This is a genomic window from Micromonospora sp. NPDC050784, from assembly GCF_044456765.1.
GTDB classification, from domain to species: Bacteria; Actinomycetota; Actinomycetes; order Mycobacteriales; family Micromonosporaceae; genus Micromonospora; species Micromonospora foliorum.
Window position 1 is genome coordinate 101,478 of sequence record NZ_JBITGG010000002.1, and the last position, 16,810, is coordinate 118,287.

Annotated in this window: 14 protein-coding genes and 1 pseudogene; 6 read left to right on the forward strand and 9 right to left on the reverse strand. The window is 71.4% G+C overall.

Annotated elements, in window-relative coordinates:
* Window positions 1–81 precede the first annotated feature (81 nt).
* Complete coding sequence (locus tag ACIBD9_RS02905; RefSeq protein WP_396713983.1) at window positions 82–1,560, reverse strand: NCS2 family permease; 1,479 nt, start codon at window positions 1,558–1,560, stop codon at window positions 82–84.
* 88 nt (window positions 1,561–1,648) lie between these two features.
* On the opposite strand from ACIBD9_RS02905, the gene ACIBD9_RS02910 reads away from it, so the two are divergent.
* Entirely contained in the window at window positions 1,649–1,894 is a 246-nt protein-coding gene (locus ACIBD9_RS02910; RefSeq protein WP_396713985.1) for a DUF2530 domain-containing protein, read from the forward strand.
* A 36-nt stretch (window positions 1,895–1,930) separates the two neighbouring features.
* Here ACIBD9_RS02910 and ACIBD9_RS02915 read toward each other — a convergent pair whose 3' ends face one another.
* Window positions 1,931–2,860 carry a DUF3027 domain-containing protein gene (locus tag ACIBD9_RS02915; protein WP_387171002.1) on the reverse strand — a complete coding sequence of 310 codons (930 nt, stop codon included), beginning with the start codon at window positions 2,858–2,860 and terminating at the stop codon, window positions 1,931–1,933.
* Between ACIBD9_RS02915 and ACIBD9_RS02920 the strand changes: the two genes are divergently transcribed.
* Window positions 2,859–4,460: an MFS transporter gene (locus ACIBD9_RS02920; protein WP_396713987.1), complete on the forward strand. Its 1,602-nt coding sequence runs from the start codon at window positions 2,859–2,861 to the stop codon at window positions 4,458–4,460. The two genes, ACIBD9_RS02915 and ACIBD9_RS02920, sit on opposite strands and share 2 nt — an antisense overlap.
* Window positions 4,457–5,107, forward strand: coding sequence for a futalosine hydrolase (locus tag ACIBD9_RS02925; RefSeq protein WP_396713989.1), 651 nt, complete (start codon window positions 4,457–4,459; stop codon window positions 5,105–5,107). Before ACIBD9_RS02920 ends, ACIBD9_RS02925 begins: the two co-directional genes overlap by 4 nt.
* A gap of 59 nt (window positions 5,108–5,166) precedes the next feature.
* Here the strand turns inward: ACIBD9_RS02925 and ACIBD9_RS02930 are convergent, their stop codons facing one another.
* Window positions 5,167–5,310 (reverse strand): hypothetical protein, encoded by a 144-nt coding sequence (locus ACIBD9_RS02930; RefSeq protein WP_396713991.1) that lies wholly within the window; start codon window positions 5,308–5,310, stop codon window positions 5,167–5,169.
* A 50-nt stretch (window positions 5,311–5,360) separates the two neighbouring features.
* Window positions 5,361–5,471, reverse strand: a pseudogene (locus ACIBD9_RS02935) (hypothetical protein); the annotation flags it as partial.
* A 671-nt stretch (window positions 5,472–6,142) separates the two neighbouring features.
* On the opposite strand from ACIBD9_RS02935, the gene ACIBD9_RS02940 reads away from it, so the two are divergent.
* Window positions 6,143–6,991, forward strand: a complete 849-nt coding sequence (locus ACIBD9_RS02940; RefSeq protein WP_112677681.1) for a 1,4-dihydroxy-6-naphthoate synthase — start codon at window positions 6,143–6,145, stop codon at window positions 6,989–6,991.
* Here ACIBD9_RS02940 and ACIBD9_RS02945 read toward each other — a convergent pair.
* Window positions 6,952–7,338, reverse strand: coding sequence for a cold-shock protein (locus tag ACIBD9_RS02945; RefSeq protein ID WP_074316242.1), 387 nt, complete (start codon window positions 7,336–7,338; stop codon window positions 6,952–6,954). The two genes, ACIBD9_RS02940 and ACIBD9_RS02945, sit on opposite strands and share 40 nt — an antisense overlap.
* Window positions 7,339–7,365: 27 nt before the next feature.
* Window positions 7,366–7,989, reverse strand: coding sequence for an HAD family hydrolase (locus ACIBD9_RS02950; RefSeq protein ID WP_396713994.1), 624 nt, complete (start codon window positions 7,987–7,989; stop codon window positions 7,366–7,368).
* A gap of 83 nt (window positions 7,990–8,072) precedes the next feature.
* On the opposite strand from ACIBD9_RS02950, the gene ACIBD9_RS02955 reads away from it, so the two are divergent.
* Complete coding sequence (locus ACIBD9_RS02955; protein ID WP_396713996.1) at window positions 8,073–10,556, forward strand: helicase-associated domain-containing protein; 2,484 nt, start codon at window positions 8,073–8,075, stop codon at window positions 10,554–10,556.
* A gap of 30 nt (window positions 10,557–10,586) precedes the next feature.
* On the opposite strand, the gene ACIBD9_RS02960 is transcribed toward ACIBD9_RS02955, so the two are convergent.
* Together ACIBD9_RS02960 and ACIBD9_RS02965 are read right to left on the reverse strand one after the other, a co-directional pair.
* A complete protein-coding gene (locus tag ACIBD9_RS02960) occupies window positions 10,587–10,823 on the reverse strand; it encodes a hypothetical protein (protein ID WP_396713998.1) in 237 nt (78 codons plus the stop codon).
* Window positions 10,824–10,921: 98 nt separating this feature from the next.
* Window positions 10,922–11,803, reverse strand: coding sequence for a L,D-transpeptidase family protein (locus ACIBD9_RS02965; protein ID WP_396714000.1), 882 nt, complete (start codon window positions 11,801–11,803; stop codon window positions 10,922–10,924).
* Window positions 11,804–11,975: 172 nt separating this feature from the next.
* On the opposite strand from ACIBD9_RS02965, the gene ACIBD9_RS02970 reads away from it, so the two are divergent.
* Complete coding sequence (locus tag ACIBD9_RS02970; protein WP_387116126.1) at window positions 11,976–13,655, forward strand: DNA repair helicase XPB; 1,680 nt, start codon at window positions 11,976–11,978, stop codon at window positions 13,653–13,655.
* A 48-nt stretch (window positions 13,656–13,703) separates the two neighbouring features.
* On the opposite strand, the gene ACIBD9_RS02975 is transcribed toward ACIBD9_RS02970, so the two are convergent.
* The gene (locus tag ACIBD9_RS02975; protein ID WP_396714002.1) at window positions 13,704–16,610 is read right to left on the reverse strand and encodes a hypothetical protein; all 2,907 of its coding nucleotides are present in this window, start codon (window positions 16,608–16,610) and stop codon (window positions 13,704–13,706) included.
* Window positions 16,611–16,810: the final 200 nt, after the last annotated feature.

Below are 16,810 nucleotides of genomic sequence, written 5' to 3' on the forward strand. Positions count from 1 at the left end.
ATCCGTTATGACCAGGCTCACGAGGGGGGATTCAGATGGTACGGGCGGGGAATCCTGATCGACTCCCCGCCCGAACGCGCCTCAGAGCACCAGGGACTCGATCGGCCCACGCAGGAAGTACAGCACGAACAGCGCGGCCACCCCGTACAGCAACGGATGGATCTCCCGGGCCTTGCCCCGCGCCAGCTTGACCACCACGAAGGTGATCAGACCGGCGCCGATCCCGTTGGAGATCGAGTAGGTGAACGGCATCAGCACGATGGTGAGGAACGCCGGAATGGCGATCTCGTAGTCGGACCAGTCGATCGTCCGCACCGCGGTCATCATCAGGAAACCGACCACCACCAGCGCCGTCGACGCCGCCTCGAACGGCACGATCACGACCAGCGGCGCCAGGAACATCGCGAGCAGGAAGAGCGCGCCGGTGACCAGGTTGGCCACGCCGGTGCGCGCACCCTCCGCGACACCGGCGGCGCTCTCGATGTACGACGTGTTGCTGGAGGTGCTGGCCGCACCGCCGGCCGCCGCCGCGATCGAGTCGACCAGCAGGATCTCCTTGGCCTTCGGCGGCGTGCCCTGCTCGTCGAGCAGGTCGCCCTCCTGACCGACGGCGACCATCGTGCCCATGGTGTCGAAGAAGTCCGTGATCAGCAGCGTGAAGATGAACATCAGCACGACAAGCCAGCCGGCCCGGCCCCACGAGTCGAGCACGTTGAACTTGCCGAGCAGCGATAGGTCCGGCAGGTCGACCACCGTCTTGGGCAGCTCCGGCACGTTCAGCGACCAGCCCTTCGGGTTGGGCTGACCGTTGACGAACGACGGGCCGATGTTGCCGATCGCCTCGACGATCACCGCCAGCACCGTCGAGGCGAGGATGCCGATCAGGATCGCGCCCTTCACCCGACGGACCACCAGCACCAGCGTGATCAGCAGGCCCACCACGAAGACCAGCATCGGCCAGCTCACCAGCTTGCCGCCGATGCCCAGGCCGACCGGGACGGTGGTGTTGGCGGCGTCCGGGATGCGTCGGACGAAGCCGGCGTCCACCAGGCCGATGATGGTCAGGAACAGGCCGATGCCGACCCCGATAGCGGTCTTCAGCTGGGTCGGCACCGAGCGGAACACCGCGGTCCGCAGACCGGTCAGCACCAGCACCGCGATGATCAGACCCTCGATCACCACCAGGCCCATCGCGTCGGCCCAGGTCATCTCGGGGGCGATCTCGTACGCCACCAGGGCGTTGACGCCGAGACCGGCGGCGAGCGCCAGCGGGAACCGGCCGACCACCCCCATCAGGATGGTCATCAGGCCGGCGACCAGCGCGGTGCCGGCAGCCAGCGCGGGAATCGGGAGACTCTTGCCGTCACCGTCGACGGCGCCACCCAGGATCAGCGGGTTGAGCACCACGATGTACGCCATCGTGAAGAAGGTCGCCAGGCCACCGCGTACCTCACGGCTCAGCGTCGAGCCACGCGCGGAGATCTCGAAGAACCGGTCGAAACCGTTACGCGGATGAGCGGGTTTGGGAGGTGTGCCGTTCTCGGGCGGCGCTACTGCCATCAGGTCCTCGCAGGTGATCTTCCGGTTGTCGCGCGCATCGTCCCAGATCGTCAACGGGCAGGGGAAGTGGATCCCGTACGCTTGCCGAATGCCGAACGAGCAGCCACCGCGGCCCGCACCACTGGATCCGCCGATGGTGCCGTTCGCCCTCGCCGGGTTGATCGCGTGGGCGGTGGTCGGGCTGGTCCTGCTGATCTTCTTCCGGGGTTGGCTGACCGACCACGGTCACCAGAACTGGCTCTGGACCTGCCTCGCCGGTTTCCTGTGGGGTTTTCCGGGCCTCGCCGTGATGATGCGGCACGATGCCAACCGACGGCGCCGCCGCGCGAGGTGACCCGGCCACCGCGCCGGAGCACTCCGGCGCGGACGATCAGGAGTGCCCGTACGGCTCCGCCGGCTCAGCCGCCTCCACCGAGCCCGGGGCTCGGCTGACCGACATGGCCTCGACCGCGCTGTCGTCGTACACCGTGGGAAGCTCTTCGACCGCGGTCTCGGCCGCCTCGATCAACGTCTCGGAGTGGGCGCCGCAACCGTGATCGGCGCTCACCACCCGGCCGTCGTCGGGAGCGTAGAAGTTGCCGCACGCGCCGAAGGCCTGCCGCATCGCGCCGGCCAGCGGCAGGTAGAAGCCGCAGGTGCCGCACCGGGCGGTGGCCGGAGCGGCGGTCGAGATGGCCGCGGCGGGGCCGTGGTCACCCTCGTACCAGCGCTGCGCCGTGTCGATGCGACCCTCCCGGGAGAGCACGCGGGCGCGCCCGAGACCCAACTCCCACGCCGTCTCCTCGACCGCCGGGTCGTCGGAGAGCAGGTAACCGGGGACCAGTCGATCGTCGTCGGGCGAGGTCGGGAGCAGGTCACCCGGACCGAGGTCGCCCGGCTTGAGCCGCTCCTGCCAGGGCAGCCAGCCGGGCGCGAGCAGCGCGTCGGGGCCGGGGAGCAACACCGTCTCGCAGATGGTCACCGTCTTGCTGCGCGGCACCCGGGTGACGGTGACCGCCCAGCGCCAGCCGTTATAGCCGGCGAGGCCGCATTCGAAGTAGTGGGTGACCAGCCGATCACCCTCGGCCACGACCTGCAGGTGGGCGCCGACATCGTCGGCGTCCACCTCGGTGATGCCGGCGCGGGCCACCTCGACGGCGGCGGCGCAGACCTGGTCGAGACGGGCTGCGCGGGTGGAGGCGGGCCTGGTCACCAGACCATTGTTCCCCATGCGCCTCGCAGGGGTGACAGGGACTCCCGGGGAACCTTTCCCAGCGGTGGTGCGGCGTACCCGGATCAGATGGGCGAGGATGGTGCACATGCCGTCGTACTCCCGCTCCGGGCGATCCGTCCTCGGGCGGACCGTCGGCACCGGCATTCGCGCCATCCGTCTGCTGCTGCGTGGTTCGGTGGGCAGCGGCCGCTGGGTGACCCGCCGGGCCGGTCGGGCCCGCGCCCGGGGCGCCGGCGGCGAGGTCGGCATGGTTCGCCTGTTCGACCTGCACGCGCTCTCCTGTGCCGGCGACACCCTTATCGCCATCGGCCTGGCCGGCACGATCTTCTTCAACGTGCCGCTCGGCGAGGCCCGCAGCAAGGTCGCGCTCTACCTGCTGGTGACCATGGTGCCGTTCGCGATGCTCGCCCCGGTGGTGGGCCCGCTGCTGGATCACTTCCGGCACGGCCGGCGGTACGCCCTGGCCGCGACGATGCTCGGCCGCGCCTTCCTGGCCTGGTTGATCTCCGACTACATCCACGGCTTCGGGCTCTATCCGGCCGCGTTCGGAGTGCTCGCGCTCTCCCGGGCGTACGGTGTGGCCCGCTCCGCGGCGGTGCCCCGGTTGTTGCCGGAGGGCCTCGGCCTGTCCCAGGTGGGCGCCCGGGCCAGCGTCTACGGCACGGTCGCGGGTGCGTTGGTGGCGCCGATCGGGTTGGCCGCGTTCTGGTTCGGGCCGCAGTGGCCGCTACGGGTCGCGTCGGTGATCTTCCTGGTCGGCATGGTGATCTCCCTGCGGTTGCCACCGAAGGCCGACTCGGAACCACCGGAGCGGGTCCCCCGGCCACTGCGCGCGCTGGGCCGCCGCCGTGGCGATCGGCCACTGGGCCGGGGCCGCCCGTCCGGCCGACTGGTGATCGCCACCCTGATCGGCGCCGCGACGCTCCGCGCGCTCTACGGCTTCCTGCTGCTCTTCCTCGCCTTCGCGATCAAGAAGGGCGACCTGACCACCGTGGTGTTCGGCCGGGACCTGGGCGCCGAGTGGGCGTTGGGCGTGGTCGGCGGCGCGCTCGCGGTCGGCACCTTCCTGGCCACCGCCATCGGCACCCGACTGCGCATCCACCGGCCGACCGCCATCCAGTCCAGCAGCATGATCATCGTGGCCGGGGTGGCGGTGCTCGCCGTCATCCAGTTCTCGTTGGTGATGGTCGCCCTGCTCTGCCTGGTCGCCGCGCTGGTCAGCGGGATAGCGAAGCTGGCCGTGGACGCCTCGATCCAGGAGCGCATCCCGGAACGGTTGCGCGCCAGTTCCTTCGCCCACTCCGAGACGGTGCTGATGCTCGCCTTCGTCGCCGGCGGCGGGCTCGGGCTGGTGCCGTTCGATGGTCGGATGGGCATCGCGGTCGCCGCCGGGGTGGGCGTACTCGCCGCGATCCGGGGTGTGCTGGCCGCCGCCCGGCTGCGCGGCGAAAAGCTGGCCGGCCGGCCGCTCGGCGACGACGAGCTGACCGAGGACGAGCCGGCGGACGAGCCCGGGGACCCCGCGCCCACCTCACCGGCACCGGCCCAGACCAGCTCACCGCAGTACGACGACCCAAGCCTCGCCCCGCCGGGCTACCACATCTACCGCCCGTCGTCGGCGGTTGGCGGCCCGGGTGGCGGGGCCGACGACGAGACCCGCCGCGAGTCCCCCGGCTCACTCTCGTGACCGGTCTGCTGGTGGTGACGGCGGTGCCAGCCGAGGCGGACGCGGTCCGCGCCGGGCTGACCGACCACACCGTGACCGTCACGCCGATCGGTGTGGGCCCGGCCGTCGCCGGTGCCGCCACCGCCCGTCTGCTGGCGCTGGCCGAGGCCGCCGGCCGCCCGTACCGTGCGGTGGTCAGCGCCGGCGTGGCCGGCGGCTTCACCGGGCGGGCCGAGGTCGGCGACACGGTGCTCGGCACCGCCAGCATCGCCGCCGACCTGGGCGCGGAGTCGCCCGACGGCTTCATCCCCGTCGACGAGCTGGGCATGCCGCCCGCGCTGCTCGGCGCCGGCAGCAGGGTGCCGACGGACCCGGGCCTACTGGCGGCACTGCGGACCGCCCTCCCGACGGCCACGGTCGGCCCGGTGCTCACGGTCAGCACCGTCACCGGCACCACCGCCGGCACCGAGGAGCTGCGCCGGAGACATCCGGAAGCGGTCGCCGAAGCCATGGAGGGGTACGGCGTGGCGGTCGCCGCGGCGCAGGCCGGGGTGCCCTTCGCCGAGCTGCGCACCATCTCCAACCCGATCGGCCCCCGCGACCGGGACGCCTGGCGGCTGCGTGAAGCCCTCGCCGCCCTGACCGCGGCAGCCCCGGCGCTGCGCTGACCCGGCGCTGCGCTGACCCGGCGCTGCGCTGACCCGGCGCTGCGCTGCCTGGCCGACGGTCAGGAGAAGCAGCGTTTGCCGGAGTGGCCCAGGCGGAGCGCGATCGGGCGGCGGGCCTCGATCTCGAAGCCGCACGCCAGCAGCAGGTCGGCGCCGAACCCCTCGGCGATAGCGGCCGCGTCGTCGATGCCCGCCTCGCGCATCCGGTCACCAGTGCGGTCACCAGCCGACGCCCGAGCCCCAACCGCCGGTACCGGGCATCGACAAGCACGCCGTCGAGCACCATCTCCCGCTCCGGCACGTCCGGATGCCACTTTCCGTACTCCAGGAACGGGCTCCGCTCGTGGGCCCGCAGTTCGCCCAACAGCGTTCCGTCGGGAAGTTCGGCGACGTACCGCCAGGAGGTGGCCGGCAGGTCGCCGCTGACTCAGATCGGCTCGGCGACGCAGAGCGCGCAGCGCCCGGCCGAGATCGGCTCCGCCGCCCTCGGTGTGGTCACTCGCGTCGTTCACAGTCCGATGTTCCCGGCTGGTCAGCGAGCTATCAACACCCTGTGTCGAGCTGTGGATAACCCTGTGGACAACCGCTCCGACCGGTGGATGACTTACTCCCGCGGTCCCTTTGGAGCTGAATCGTTTGCGGCATCGCCCCGCGACCGATCACCGCCCGAGCCTGCACGCCCCAACCCGCCTCCGGTCACCGCCCGAGCCTGCACGCCCCAACACGCCTCCGGATTCCGAGGTGGACCTGCGCGGCGAGGGCGGCGCCCGGTCGCCGTGGTGGAGTCGTCGACCGGCCGGCTGCTCGGCCCCGCGTTCGTGGTCGCTAACTTTCTGCGCTGGGCGATTCGTTTACGACATAAGCTCCAAAGGGAGATTGGGGTGGGTGCTCGACCTGGCTGGGCCGGCCGTTTCCCGGCGTTGTTTCCGCCCGGCGGGCGTCCGCCGCAGTTCGTGCCGCCGCCACGCTCCGACGCGGATCACGCTCGCGGGGTGGGTGCGGACCCCGGGCGGAGGGCGGGGCTACCGTGAGGGTGTGGCGCTCTCCCTGGCGATCTCGCCCTGCCCCAACGACACGTTCGTCTTCCACGCGCTGGTGCACGGGCGGGTGCCCGGCGCGCCGCCGGTCGAGGTGACGTACGCCGACGTGGACGTCACCAACACGGCGGCCGAGCGGGGCGCTTTCGACCTGGTGAAGGTGAGCTTCGCGGCGCTGCCCTGGCTGCTTGACGACTACCACCTGCTGCCCTGCGGCGGCGCGCTCGGTCGCGGTTGCGGCCCGCTGGTGCTCACCCGGGGCGACCGTGACGGCGGGCCGGACCGCACCGACCTGACCGGTGCCACGGTGGCGGTGCCGGGCGACCGGACCACCGCGTACCTGCTGTTCCGGCTCTGGTCGGCCGGGCGACCGCCGGCCCGGATCGAGGTGGTCCCGTTCCACGAGATCATGCCCGGCGTGGCGGCTGGGCGCTACGACGCTGGGCTGGTCATCCACGAGGCCCGGTTCACCTACCACCGGCACGGCCTGAGCGCCCTGGTCGACCTCGGCGAGTGGTGGGAGGCCGACACCGGCCTGCCCATCCCCCTCGGTGCGATCCTGGCCCGTCGTGGGGCGGTCGACCCGGAGGCCGCGGCCGGCTGGGTCCGCGAGTCGGTCCGGCAGGCCTGGGCGGACCCGGCGGCCAGCCGGGAGTACGTGTTGGCGCACGCCCAGGAGATGGAACTCGACGTGGTGGACCGGCACATCGGCCTCTACGTCAACGAGTTCACCGCGGACCTGGGCGAGGCCGGCTTCGCCGCGGTGGCGGCACTGCTCGACCGGGCCGCCACCGCCGGCCTGGTGCCTCAGACCTCCAGCTCGCGTGCCACCGCGTGGACCAGCTGAGCGATCTTCTGCGCGGCCTTCTTGTCCGGGTACCGGCCCCGGCGCAGGTCCGGCTGGACCTTCGCCTCCAGCACCTTGATCATGTCTTCGACCAGGCCGTGCAGCTCCTCGGCCGGCCGACGGCGCAGCTCCGCCATCGACGGCGGCGCGTCCAGCAGCTTGACTCCCATGGCCTGCGCGCCCCGGCGGCTGTCCACCACGCTGAAGTCGACCCGCTGGCCACCCTTGAGGTCGGTGACACCCGCCGGCAGCGCCCCCTTGGGCAGGAACACGTCGCCGCCCTCGTCACTCGTGACGAAGCCGTATCCCTTGGCCGTGTCGTACCACTTCACTCGACCCGTAGGCACCTGAAAACCCCTGCTTCACTTGAGCCGCTACTGCTCCAAGGCTAGCTGGATCATCCCGTCGAGCGCCGCTGGGAATTCGACGAGCCCGTCCAGCACCACATCCGCCCCGGCCGCGCGCAGCTCGTCCGAGGAGCACGGGCCGGTCGCGACGCCGATGCCGGGCACCCCGGCCGCAGCCGCCGCCACCATGTCCGCGACATGGTCACCGACGTAGTGGGTCGCGCCGTGCTCCCGCAGAGCGGTCGCCTTCTGCTCGGCGAACAGGTCACCGGCCAACTCGTCGACCGTGAGACCGAGGTGGTCCAGGTGCAACCGGGCCAGCCGGCCGATCTTGGAGGTGACGACCAGCACCCGGCCACCCCGCGCACGGACCGCGTCGATGGCCTCCCGCGCGCCGGGCAGCAGGAGCGTAGGGGTGATCGCGTACGCCGGGTACAGCTCGCGATACACCCGTACGGCCGACTCGACCTGCTCCGGCGGGAACCAGTGCGCGATCTCGGTACGCAGCGGCGGACCGAGCCGGGACACCGCCAGCTCGGCGTCGACCGGCACACCGGTCCTCGCGGTCAGCGCCCGGTAGGCCGCGGCGATGCCGGGGCGGGAGTCCACCAGGGTCATGTCGAGGTCGAATCCGACGGTCAGTGCGGGCATGTCGAGAAACGTACCGGCTACTCACAGTCGGCCGGACGTCCGAGGGGCGCGGAAGCCCGGTGCCGGGCTAGCGTGGAAAGACGATGACCACCTCACTCGCCGACCACCTGCGGTCGCTGCCCGACGAGTCACTGGCCGCGCTCCTCCAGCTGCGGCCCGACCTCGTCGTGCCTGTGCCGTCCGACGTCTCCGCCCTGGCCATCCGGGCCCAGTCCCGGGTGTCCGTGGCTCGCGCGCTGGACGGTCTGGACCAGTTCACCCTCCAGATCCTCGACGCCGCTCGCCTCACCCGGAATCCGGACGACGCCACCACGACCACCGAAACCGTGCTCGCGATGGCGACCTCCGGGCCGCAACCGCCGGCTCCGACGGCCGTCCGGGCCGCCGTGGGCCGACTACGTGCGCTCTTCCTGCTGTACGGCCCGGAGCACGCGCTCCAGGTGGTGCCCGCCGTCGACGAGGTCGCCCCGTACCCCGCCGGGCTCGGCCGGCCGGCCGCGGAGCTGGACCCGCGCACGGCCGCGCTCTGCGCGGACCCGGCGAAGCTCCGGCGGACGGTGCTCGCCGCCCCGCCCTCGGCCCGGGCGATCCTGGACCGGTTGGCGGCCGGTCCGCCGGTGGGCAGCGTGCCGCCCGGGGCGTTGCAGGCGCCGCCGCTGGGCGCGGAGGACCCGGTCCTCTCCGACCCGACCAACGGAGGCGCCCCGACCGGGTCCCCGGTGCGGTGGCTCGTCGACAACCGGCTGCTGGTCCCGGTGACGACCGGCTCGTCCACGGCCAGCGGAACCGTGGAGCTGCCCCGCGAGGTCGGCCTGCTGCTGCGCCGCGACAGCGGCCCACTCGGGCCGCTGCGCACCAGCCCACCGCCGGTGACCGCCGCGCCGCGCGAGCCGAAGGCGGTCGACTCGGCCGGGGCCGGGCAGACCATGGAGGTGGTCCGGAACACCGAAGGGCTGCTGGAGCAGCTCGCCGACGAGCCCGCGCCGGTGCTGCGTTCGGGCGGCATCGGGGTGCGGGATCTGCGCCGGTTGGCACGTACCGCCGGGCTGGACGAACCGACCACCGCGCTGCTGCTGGAGGTCGCGTACGCGGCGGGGCTCCTCGGTGAGCTGGAGATACCCGGCGCGACCACCGGCCGGTACGGGGCGGACCAGCAGGTGCTGCCGACCGGCGGGTACGAGGTGTGGCGGGCCGCCTCGCTGGCCCAACGCTGGGAGCAGCTCGCCCGAGCGTGGCTGACCATGACCCGGCAGGTGGGGCTTGTGGGTCGCCGTGACGACCGGGACCGGCCGATTACCGCGCTCTCCGCCGAGGCCGAGCGGGCCAGCGTGCCGGCCACCCGGCGGGCGGTGCTCGGGGTGCTCGCCGATCTGGAGCCGGCGACGGCGCCCACCCCGGAGGAGGTGCAGAACCTGCTGGACTGGCGGGCCCCGCGCCGCAGCCGGGGCCGGGACGCCGCCCACCGGGAGGTGCTGGCCGAGGCCGCGCAGCTGGGCGTGACGGGGCTCGGGGCGCTCACCTCGTACGGTCGGCTGCTGCTGGGTGACCTGACGTCGACCGACGAGCGGGGTGACGACCCGCTGGGCGTGCACGCGGACGTTGAGAGTGGCGACCCGTCCAGTGCCGCGCGGGCGTTGGACGCCCTGCTGCCCGCACCTGTCGACCACTTCCTGGTGCAGGCCGACCTGACCGTGGTGGTGCCCGGCCCACCCGAGCCGGCGCTCGCCGTCGAGCTGGAGGCGATGACCGAGCTGGAGTCGGCCGGCGGGGCCAGCGTGCACCGGGTCACCACGGCGAGCGTGCGGCGTGCACTGGATTCCGGCTACACGGCCGACGACCTGCACGACGTGTTCCGGCGCCGGTCGCGTACCCCGGTGCCGCAGGGGCTCACCTATTTGATCGACGACGTGGCGCGTAAGCACGGCGGGCTGCGGGTCGGCCTGGCCGGGGCGTACCTGCGCAGCGACGACGAGACGCTGATCAGTGAGGTGCTGGCCGACCGGCGACTGGAGTCGTTGGCGCTGCGGCGGCTCGCCCCGACGGTGCTGTGCACGCAGTACCAGGTCGGTCGGCTGCTGGGTGCGCTTCGCGACGCGGGGTACGCCCCCGTGCAGGAGGACGGCACGGGCAGCACGGTGCTGGCCCGGCCACGAATCCGGCGGGCCCCGCCCCGGGTGTCGGTGACCACCCGGACGATCGATCCGCTGGCGGCCCCGAAGCTACCCATGCCCCGGCTGCTCGGCGTGGTGGAGCACATCCGGCGGGGTGACGCGGCGGCGCGGGCGGCCCGGCGGGCACCGGCGGTGGTGCGCGGCGGTGCGCCGGGGCTGGGCGGTGGCCCGGTGCCGGCACACACCCACAGCGAGGCCCTGGCGGTGCTCCAACAGGCGGTCCGGGACAAGGCGCTGGTGTGGGTGGGTTACGTCGACGCGCACGGGGCGACCGCGTCGCGCCTGCTCAAGCCGGTCTCGATCGGTGCCGGCTACCTGCGGGCCGAGGACGAACGGACCGAGATGCTGCACACGTTCGCGCTGCACCGGATCACCGCGGCGGTGGTGGCGGACTGACCGACGGCGCCACCGTGCGGGCGCTGTCGGTCAGCGGCGGCTGCGGCGTACGGTGCCGACCACCGAGATGATCAGCAGCAGCGCGAAGCCGGCACCGGCGGACTCCCCGACCGAGTCGACGAAGCCCTGCTGGAGCACCAGCCAGCCGAAGAGGAACCACCCGAGGAGGAGCGTCGCCGCGACGAGGTACGCGATCACGGTCGCCCGGGACACCTCGTCGGGTGGTGCGTGCTCGTGCTCTGCGATCACGTCACGGTCGACCGTCATGCCCAGCCTCCCCGCCCGGTCCGGCCCTGGACTCCCAAGGGTGACACTCGAAAGTCCGGTCCGACAGGGGGTTACCACCCCGATTCGCTGCTTGCGACTCAGGTGCCGGGGCGTCGGCCGATCAGCACCACCCGGGTGCCGACCTTGCCGAGCTCCCACATCCGGACGGCGTCGGCGTGCAGGAGGTTGACGCACCCGTGCGAGCCGATCGACTTCTCGTGCAGGTAGGTGGTGGTCTCGTGGAAGCCCATCCCCTGGGTGAAGTGCTGCCAGTACGGCAGCCACACCTCGTACGGGTCGGACCACTCCTTGGGGTTGCGGTAGTTGACGGTGTATGTGCCGGCCGGGGTGCGGTAGCCGGACATGCCGGTGCGGGTCACCGTCGGCGCCATGATCACCTTGCCGCCGCGGAGCGCCCAGACGGTCTGCCGGGTCAGGTCCACGCAGAACGTGGTGCCCGTGCCGGCCTTGCAGCGGGTCGTGTCGGTGGTGGCGAGGCGCTGGGCCACGTCGAGGGTGGTCGGTCCGGCGCGACCCTCGACGGGGCGAATGCCGTACCTCTTTTGGAACTTCTTGATCGCGGCGCAGTCGGCGGCGGACTGCCGACCGTCCACGGTCACCGTCCCGAACCCGCCCAACCGGGCCAGGTAGGTCTCCACCGCGCGCTGGTGCTGACCCTGGGGGCAGCCGGCGACCTTCGGCGTACCGGTGCTGGGGGTCGTCGTGGGTGCTGCCGTGCGGGTCGGCTTCGGCGTGGGTTTGCGGGAGGGTTTGGGGGTGGGCGCCGCCGGCGTGGGCCGGCCGTGCTGGTCCGGCCCGGGCGTGTCGCTCGCCCCCGTTGCCTGTTCCGCCGCACCGACTGGGGCGGCTCCCCCGCCACCACTCCCGCCGGACTGCGGATCGAACGCGCACGCACCCGCGCCGACCAGCACGACCACCACAAGGGCGACCAGCCGGGAAGTGATCCGGACATGCTCCATGGGCCCTCCCCAGACAGTCGTCCCTTTACTAGACGTTCGTGAGTGCCGTCACGGTTGCGGCCGGTGAGCAACTTTCTTCCGCCGTCCCGCATCGTGCAACACTGGATGGTCGGCCAGCGGCGGGTATGCGACCCGTTCCGGCCGGACGGCCAACCGAGGAGAGGACGCTGGCGTGAGCGGTGGACCACTGATCGTGCAGTCGGACAAGACCCTGCTGCTGGAGATCGACCACCCCGACGCGCAGGCCTGCCGGATGGCGATCGCGCCGTTCGCGGAGCTGGAACGCTCGCCGGAGCACGTGCACACCTACCGCCTGACCCCGCTGGGTCTGTGGAACGCCCGCGCGGCGGGGCACGACGCCGAGGGCGTCGTGGACTCGCTGCTCAAGTACTCCCGCTACCCGGTGCCGCACGCGCTGCTGGTGGACGTGGCCGAGACGATGGACCGGTACGGCCGGCTCCAGCTCGCCAACGACCCGGCGTACGGGCTGGTGCTGCGCGCACTGGACCGGCTGGTGCTGATCGAGGTGGCCAAGAGCAAGAAGCTCGCCGGGATGCTCGGCGACAAGATCGACGACGACACCATCCGGGTGCACCCGTCCGAGCGCGGCCGGCTCAAGCAGGCGCTGCTCAAGCTGGGCTGGCCGGCGGAGGACCTGGCCGGTTACGTCGACGGTGAGGCGCACCCGATCGAGCTGGCCGAGGCCGGCAAGGACGGGCGCAAGCCGTGGACGCTGCGCTCGTACCAGCGGGAGGCCGTCGAGGCGTTCTGGGCCGGCGGGTCGGGGGTGGTGGTGCTGCCCTGCGGCGCCGGCAAGACCCTGGTCGGCGCGGCGGCGATGGCCGAGGCGAAGGCGACCACCCTGATCCTGGTCACCAACACGGTCGCCGGCCGGCAGTGGAAGCGGGAGCTGATCGCCCGTACGTCGCTGACCGAGGAGGAGATCGGCGAGTACTCCGGCGAGCGCAAGGAGATCCGCCCGGTCACCATCGCGACGTACCAGGTGCTCACCTCACGGCGCGGCGGCGCGTTCACCCACCTGGACCTCTTCGGGGCCCGCGACTGGGGCCTGGTCGTCTACGACGAGGTGCACCTGCTGCCCGCGCCGATCTTCCGGTTCACGGCGGACCTCCAGGCCCGCCGCCGGCTGGGCCTCACCGCGACTCTGGTACGCGAGGACGGCCGCGAGGGGGACGTGTTCAGCCTCATCGGCCCGAAGCGGTACGACGCGCCGTGGAAGGACATCGAGTCGCAGGGCTGGATCGCCCCGGCCGAGTGCACCGAGGTCAGGGTGACCCTGACCGACGCGGAGCGGATGTCGTACGCGACGGCGGAGGCCGAGGAGCGCTACCGGATGGCGGCGACCGCCCGCACCAAGCTGCCGGTGGTCAAGGCGCTTGTCGACCGTCACCCGGACGACCAGGTGCTGGTGATCGGCGCGTACATCGATCAGCTGCACCAGCTCGGCGAGTACCTCGACGCGCCGATCATCCAGGGCTCGACCACCAACAAGGAGCGGGAACGGCTCTTCGACGCGTTCCGCACCGGGGAGATCCGCACGCTGGTGATCTCGAAGGTCGGCAACTTCTCCATCGACCTGCCCGAGGCGGCGGTGGCGATCCAGGTGTCGGGGACGTTCGGGTCACGCCAGGAGGAGGCGCAGCGGCTCGGCCGGGTGCTCCGGCCGAAGGCCGACGGCCGGCAGGCGCACTTCTACACGGTGGTGTCCCGGGACACGATCGACACGGAGTACGCGGCCCACCGGCAACGCTTCCTCGCCGAGCAGGGGTACGCGTACACGATCGTCGACGCCGACGACGTCCTCGGCCCGTCCCTGCCGTCCTTCGACTGAGCGCGGTGGGCCGCTCCGTTCGAGGCGGCCCACCGCGTCATCGCCGGATCAGGAGAAGTCGACTAGGAAGTAGTAGTTGGCCGGGTCGGTCCACCCGCCGTCGGCCGTACGTCCGCGCACGCTTATGGTGTGCGAGTTGGTCGAGGTCGGCGTGTAGGTGACGGTGGCGACGCCGGTGGTGTTCGCCGCCACTCGCGCCGGCTCCCCGCCGTCGATCGTGTACTCGAACTCCACCACGCCCGGGCTGCCCTGAGTGAAGGTGAAGTCGCCCGGTACGCCGACACCACCGGCCCACTCGCTCTCGGGATAGGTGGTCGACGACACCCGTGGTGCGGTGCCGACCAGGAAGGGATAGTCCGTCTGCGGCGTGTACTCGCCCGCTTCGGTGCGGCCCCGGACGGAGAACACGTTCGCGCCATTCCGTTCCATGGTCACCGAGATGTCGGTGACCAGCGCGTCGGGCGCCTTCGGCACGCTCTGCCAGGCGCCGCCGTTGAGCTGGTACTCGAAGGTCGTCACCTCGCCGATCTCGGTGTAGACACCGAACCTGCCGACCGCGCCGATCCCGCCACGCGGGGTGTACTCGTCGTACGCACTGCTCACGTTCACTCGCGGATCGCGTACCCGGAAGTAGTACCGCCGTTCGGCGCTGGCCGTGCCGTCGGCCGTCCGGCTGGTGACCGTCAGCAGGGTGTACCCGGAGTGCGCGGGCGTGATCTCGATGGTCGCCTTGCCGTCCGGTCCGACGGGCACCACCTGCTCCTCGCCGCTGTACTCGAGCACGTAGCGGTACTCCACCACGTCGGAGCGACCCGGGCTGAAGGTGAACCGGCCCGGCTGGCCGGGCTGGCCGCCTTCGCCGTTCTCCGGGTAGTCGCTGGACGTCACCACGGGAGCGTCGCTGACTTCGAACGTGTAGGTCCGCGTCGGCGAGAAGGACCCGTCCAGGAAGCGCGTACGCACCGTCAGCGTGTTGCTGCCGGAGTGATCCGGGGCGAGCGTGACCCGGGCCCAGCTGTACTCGGGGTCGGCGGTCTGCTCGGGCCCGTCGTTGAGCCGGTAGAGGTAGGCGTCCACGTCCGGCATCGCGGTGTCGAAGTCGAACTCACCCGGGATGCCCACCCCGCCCCACGCGCCATACTCGTAGTAGGTGCCGGAGGACACGGTCGGCTTGGTGTCGATGACGTTGAACTGGTACTGCTCGACCTCCGAGAGGGTGCCGTCGGCGCTGATGCTGCGCACGTTCAGCGTGTACCAGTTGGGCTCCGTCGGCGTCCAACGCAGCACCGCGCTGCCGTCCTCCGCCGCGTCGATGCGCTGGAACTCGTCATAGCGGAACGCGTACTCGTAGGCCACCACGCCCGCCCGACCGGGACGGAAGGTGAAGCTGCCGGCACGGTCCACCACACCGTCGTGGTCCGGGAAGGCGAAGTCGGCCGATTCCACGACCGGGGTGTCGCGGACCCGCACGTCCTCGCTGTACGCGCCGACCAACTCGGTGCCGACGTAGCTGCTCACCTGGAGCCGGACGGTACCGCTCTGCGGGAACACCACCGGAACGTCGGTCGTCCCATCGGTGTCCGCCGGGACTCGAACCTCTGCAGCGTCGCCGATGCGGTAGCCGAACTCGGTGACGCCCTCCACATTGGTGGAGATCGCCAGTTTGCTCGGCAGGTCGACACCGCCCATGGTCACCCGCACCTGCGGCGCGGTGGACTTGACGTAGAACCGGTAGTCAGCCACCTCGGAGGAGTTCGACGCGCTGTCCACGCTGCGCACGCTCAGGTACTCGACGAACGAGGTGGGCGTGTATTCGAAGGTGACATCCGCGCCCGGCCGCGGTGCGGCGATGTAGGTGTACGTCTCGCCGAAGCGCCCCCAGTAGTAGCCGACCACGTCCGACGACCCGTTCGCCTTCACGGTGAACGTGCCCGGTACCCCCGAGCCACCATGCGGCTGGCCGTCGTCCGGGTACTTCACCGAACTGATCACTGGCGTGGCCGGTCGCTCGCCGTCGACCTTCACAAAGCACGGCTTCGCCCACGACGAGTAGTCGTGCCCGTCGTAGGCGCGGGCAGTCCACGCCACCACGGTCCCGTGTGGGTACTGCCCCATGTCCCAGGTGACTTTGGCGAGGGCGCCTCCGTAGCCGGATCCGAACAACTCGGAACGCTGGTCCTCATGGCCGATCGGCCACGCGGCGAACTGCCCGTTGTAGTTGAAGTCGTTGGGGTCCGCGTCCGCTCCCCGGACCATGAAGGTGTAGTTGCGTGCCCCCACGGGCTGCGGCTTGTCCTTCGTGCCGCAGGACCAGGACGGAAACTCGAGCCCGATCTGGGTCACCGTCGGCGCGTGGTTCGACTCGCTGTGGATCACGGGGAACGGGCGGAGCTTACGGCCGTGGGAGAGGTCGCCCTCGTACCCGTGCGGCACCCGGATTTCGACGGTCAGGGTCTTCTTGCCCTGCTTAGCCAACTTCTGCAGGGCGGGCATGATGTCCCAGGCGAGATAGCCGGGGCAGGTCGCCTCGCCGCCGGCCTGCACGGTGCCGAGTAGTTCACGTCGACGCGGTGCCGAATCCCAACTCGTCGTCGTCTTGATCTCATCGGTTCGCCACAGCTCGACCGGTTGCGCTGACGTGCAGTCGGCCGCCGACCGCTCGGCGATGACGAGATCCGCCTTGTGGATGACCGTTCCGCTGAAACGTGAGATGTCGAAGCTGAAGTAGGACCGGGATTTGTGCTTCTTCCCGCCCTCGTCGGTCCAGGCGCCGATCGGCGCGTCACCGCTGGTGTCAACGAATGACGTCTTCGGCAGTTGAGAGTCGGTGTATGCCCAACCCGACTTGCCCACGTCCCGCTGTTGGTAGGCCTGAGCCGGCACTGCGGTCACGCTGACCAGACCCGCACCGAGCACCATGCCGAGTGACGCGGCCAGTAATCTTCGTACGCGCACGACGATGCCCTCCCCCCGTAGACGATGGCGTACGTCGCCATCGAAGGGGGCGAGCATATCGGCGCATTATCAAGCTACGCCTCAGCAATCCGGGTCGTCTCGGACTCGTCAATGAGGACGGAAATCGACTCGGTTTCACGAAGTCGCGGGGGCGGATTGGTGCCCCGGCTTCACGGAAACCGGTGGATCAGAGTGTCGGG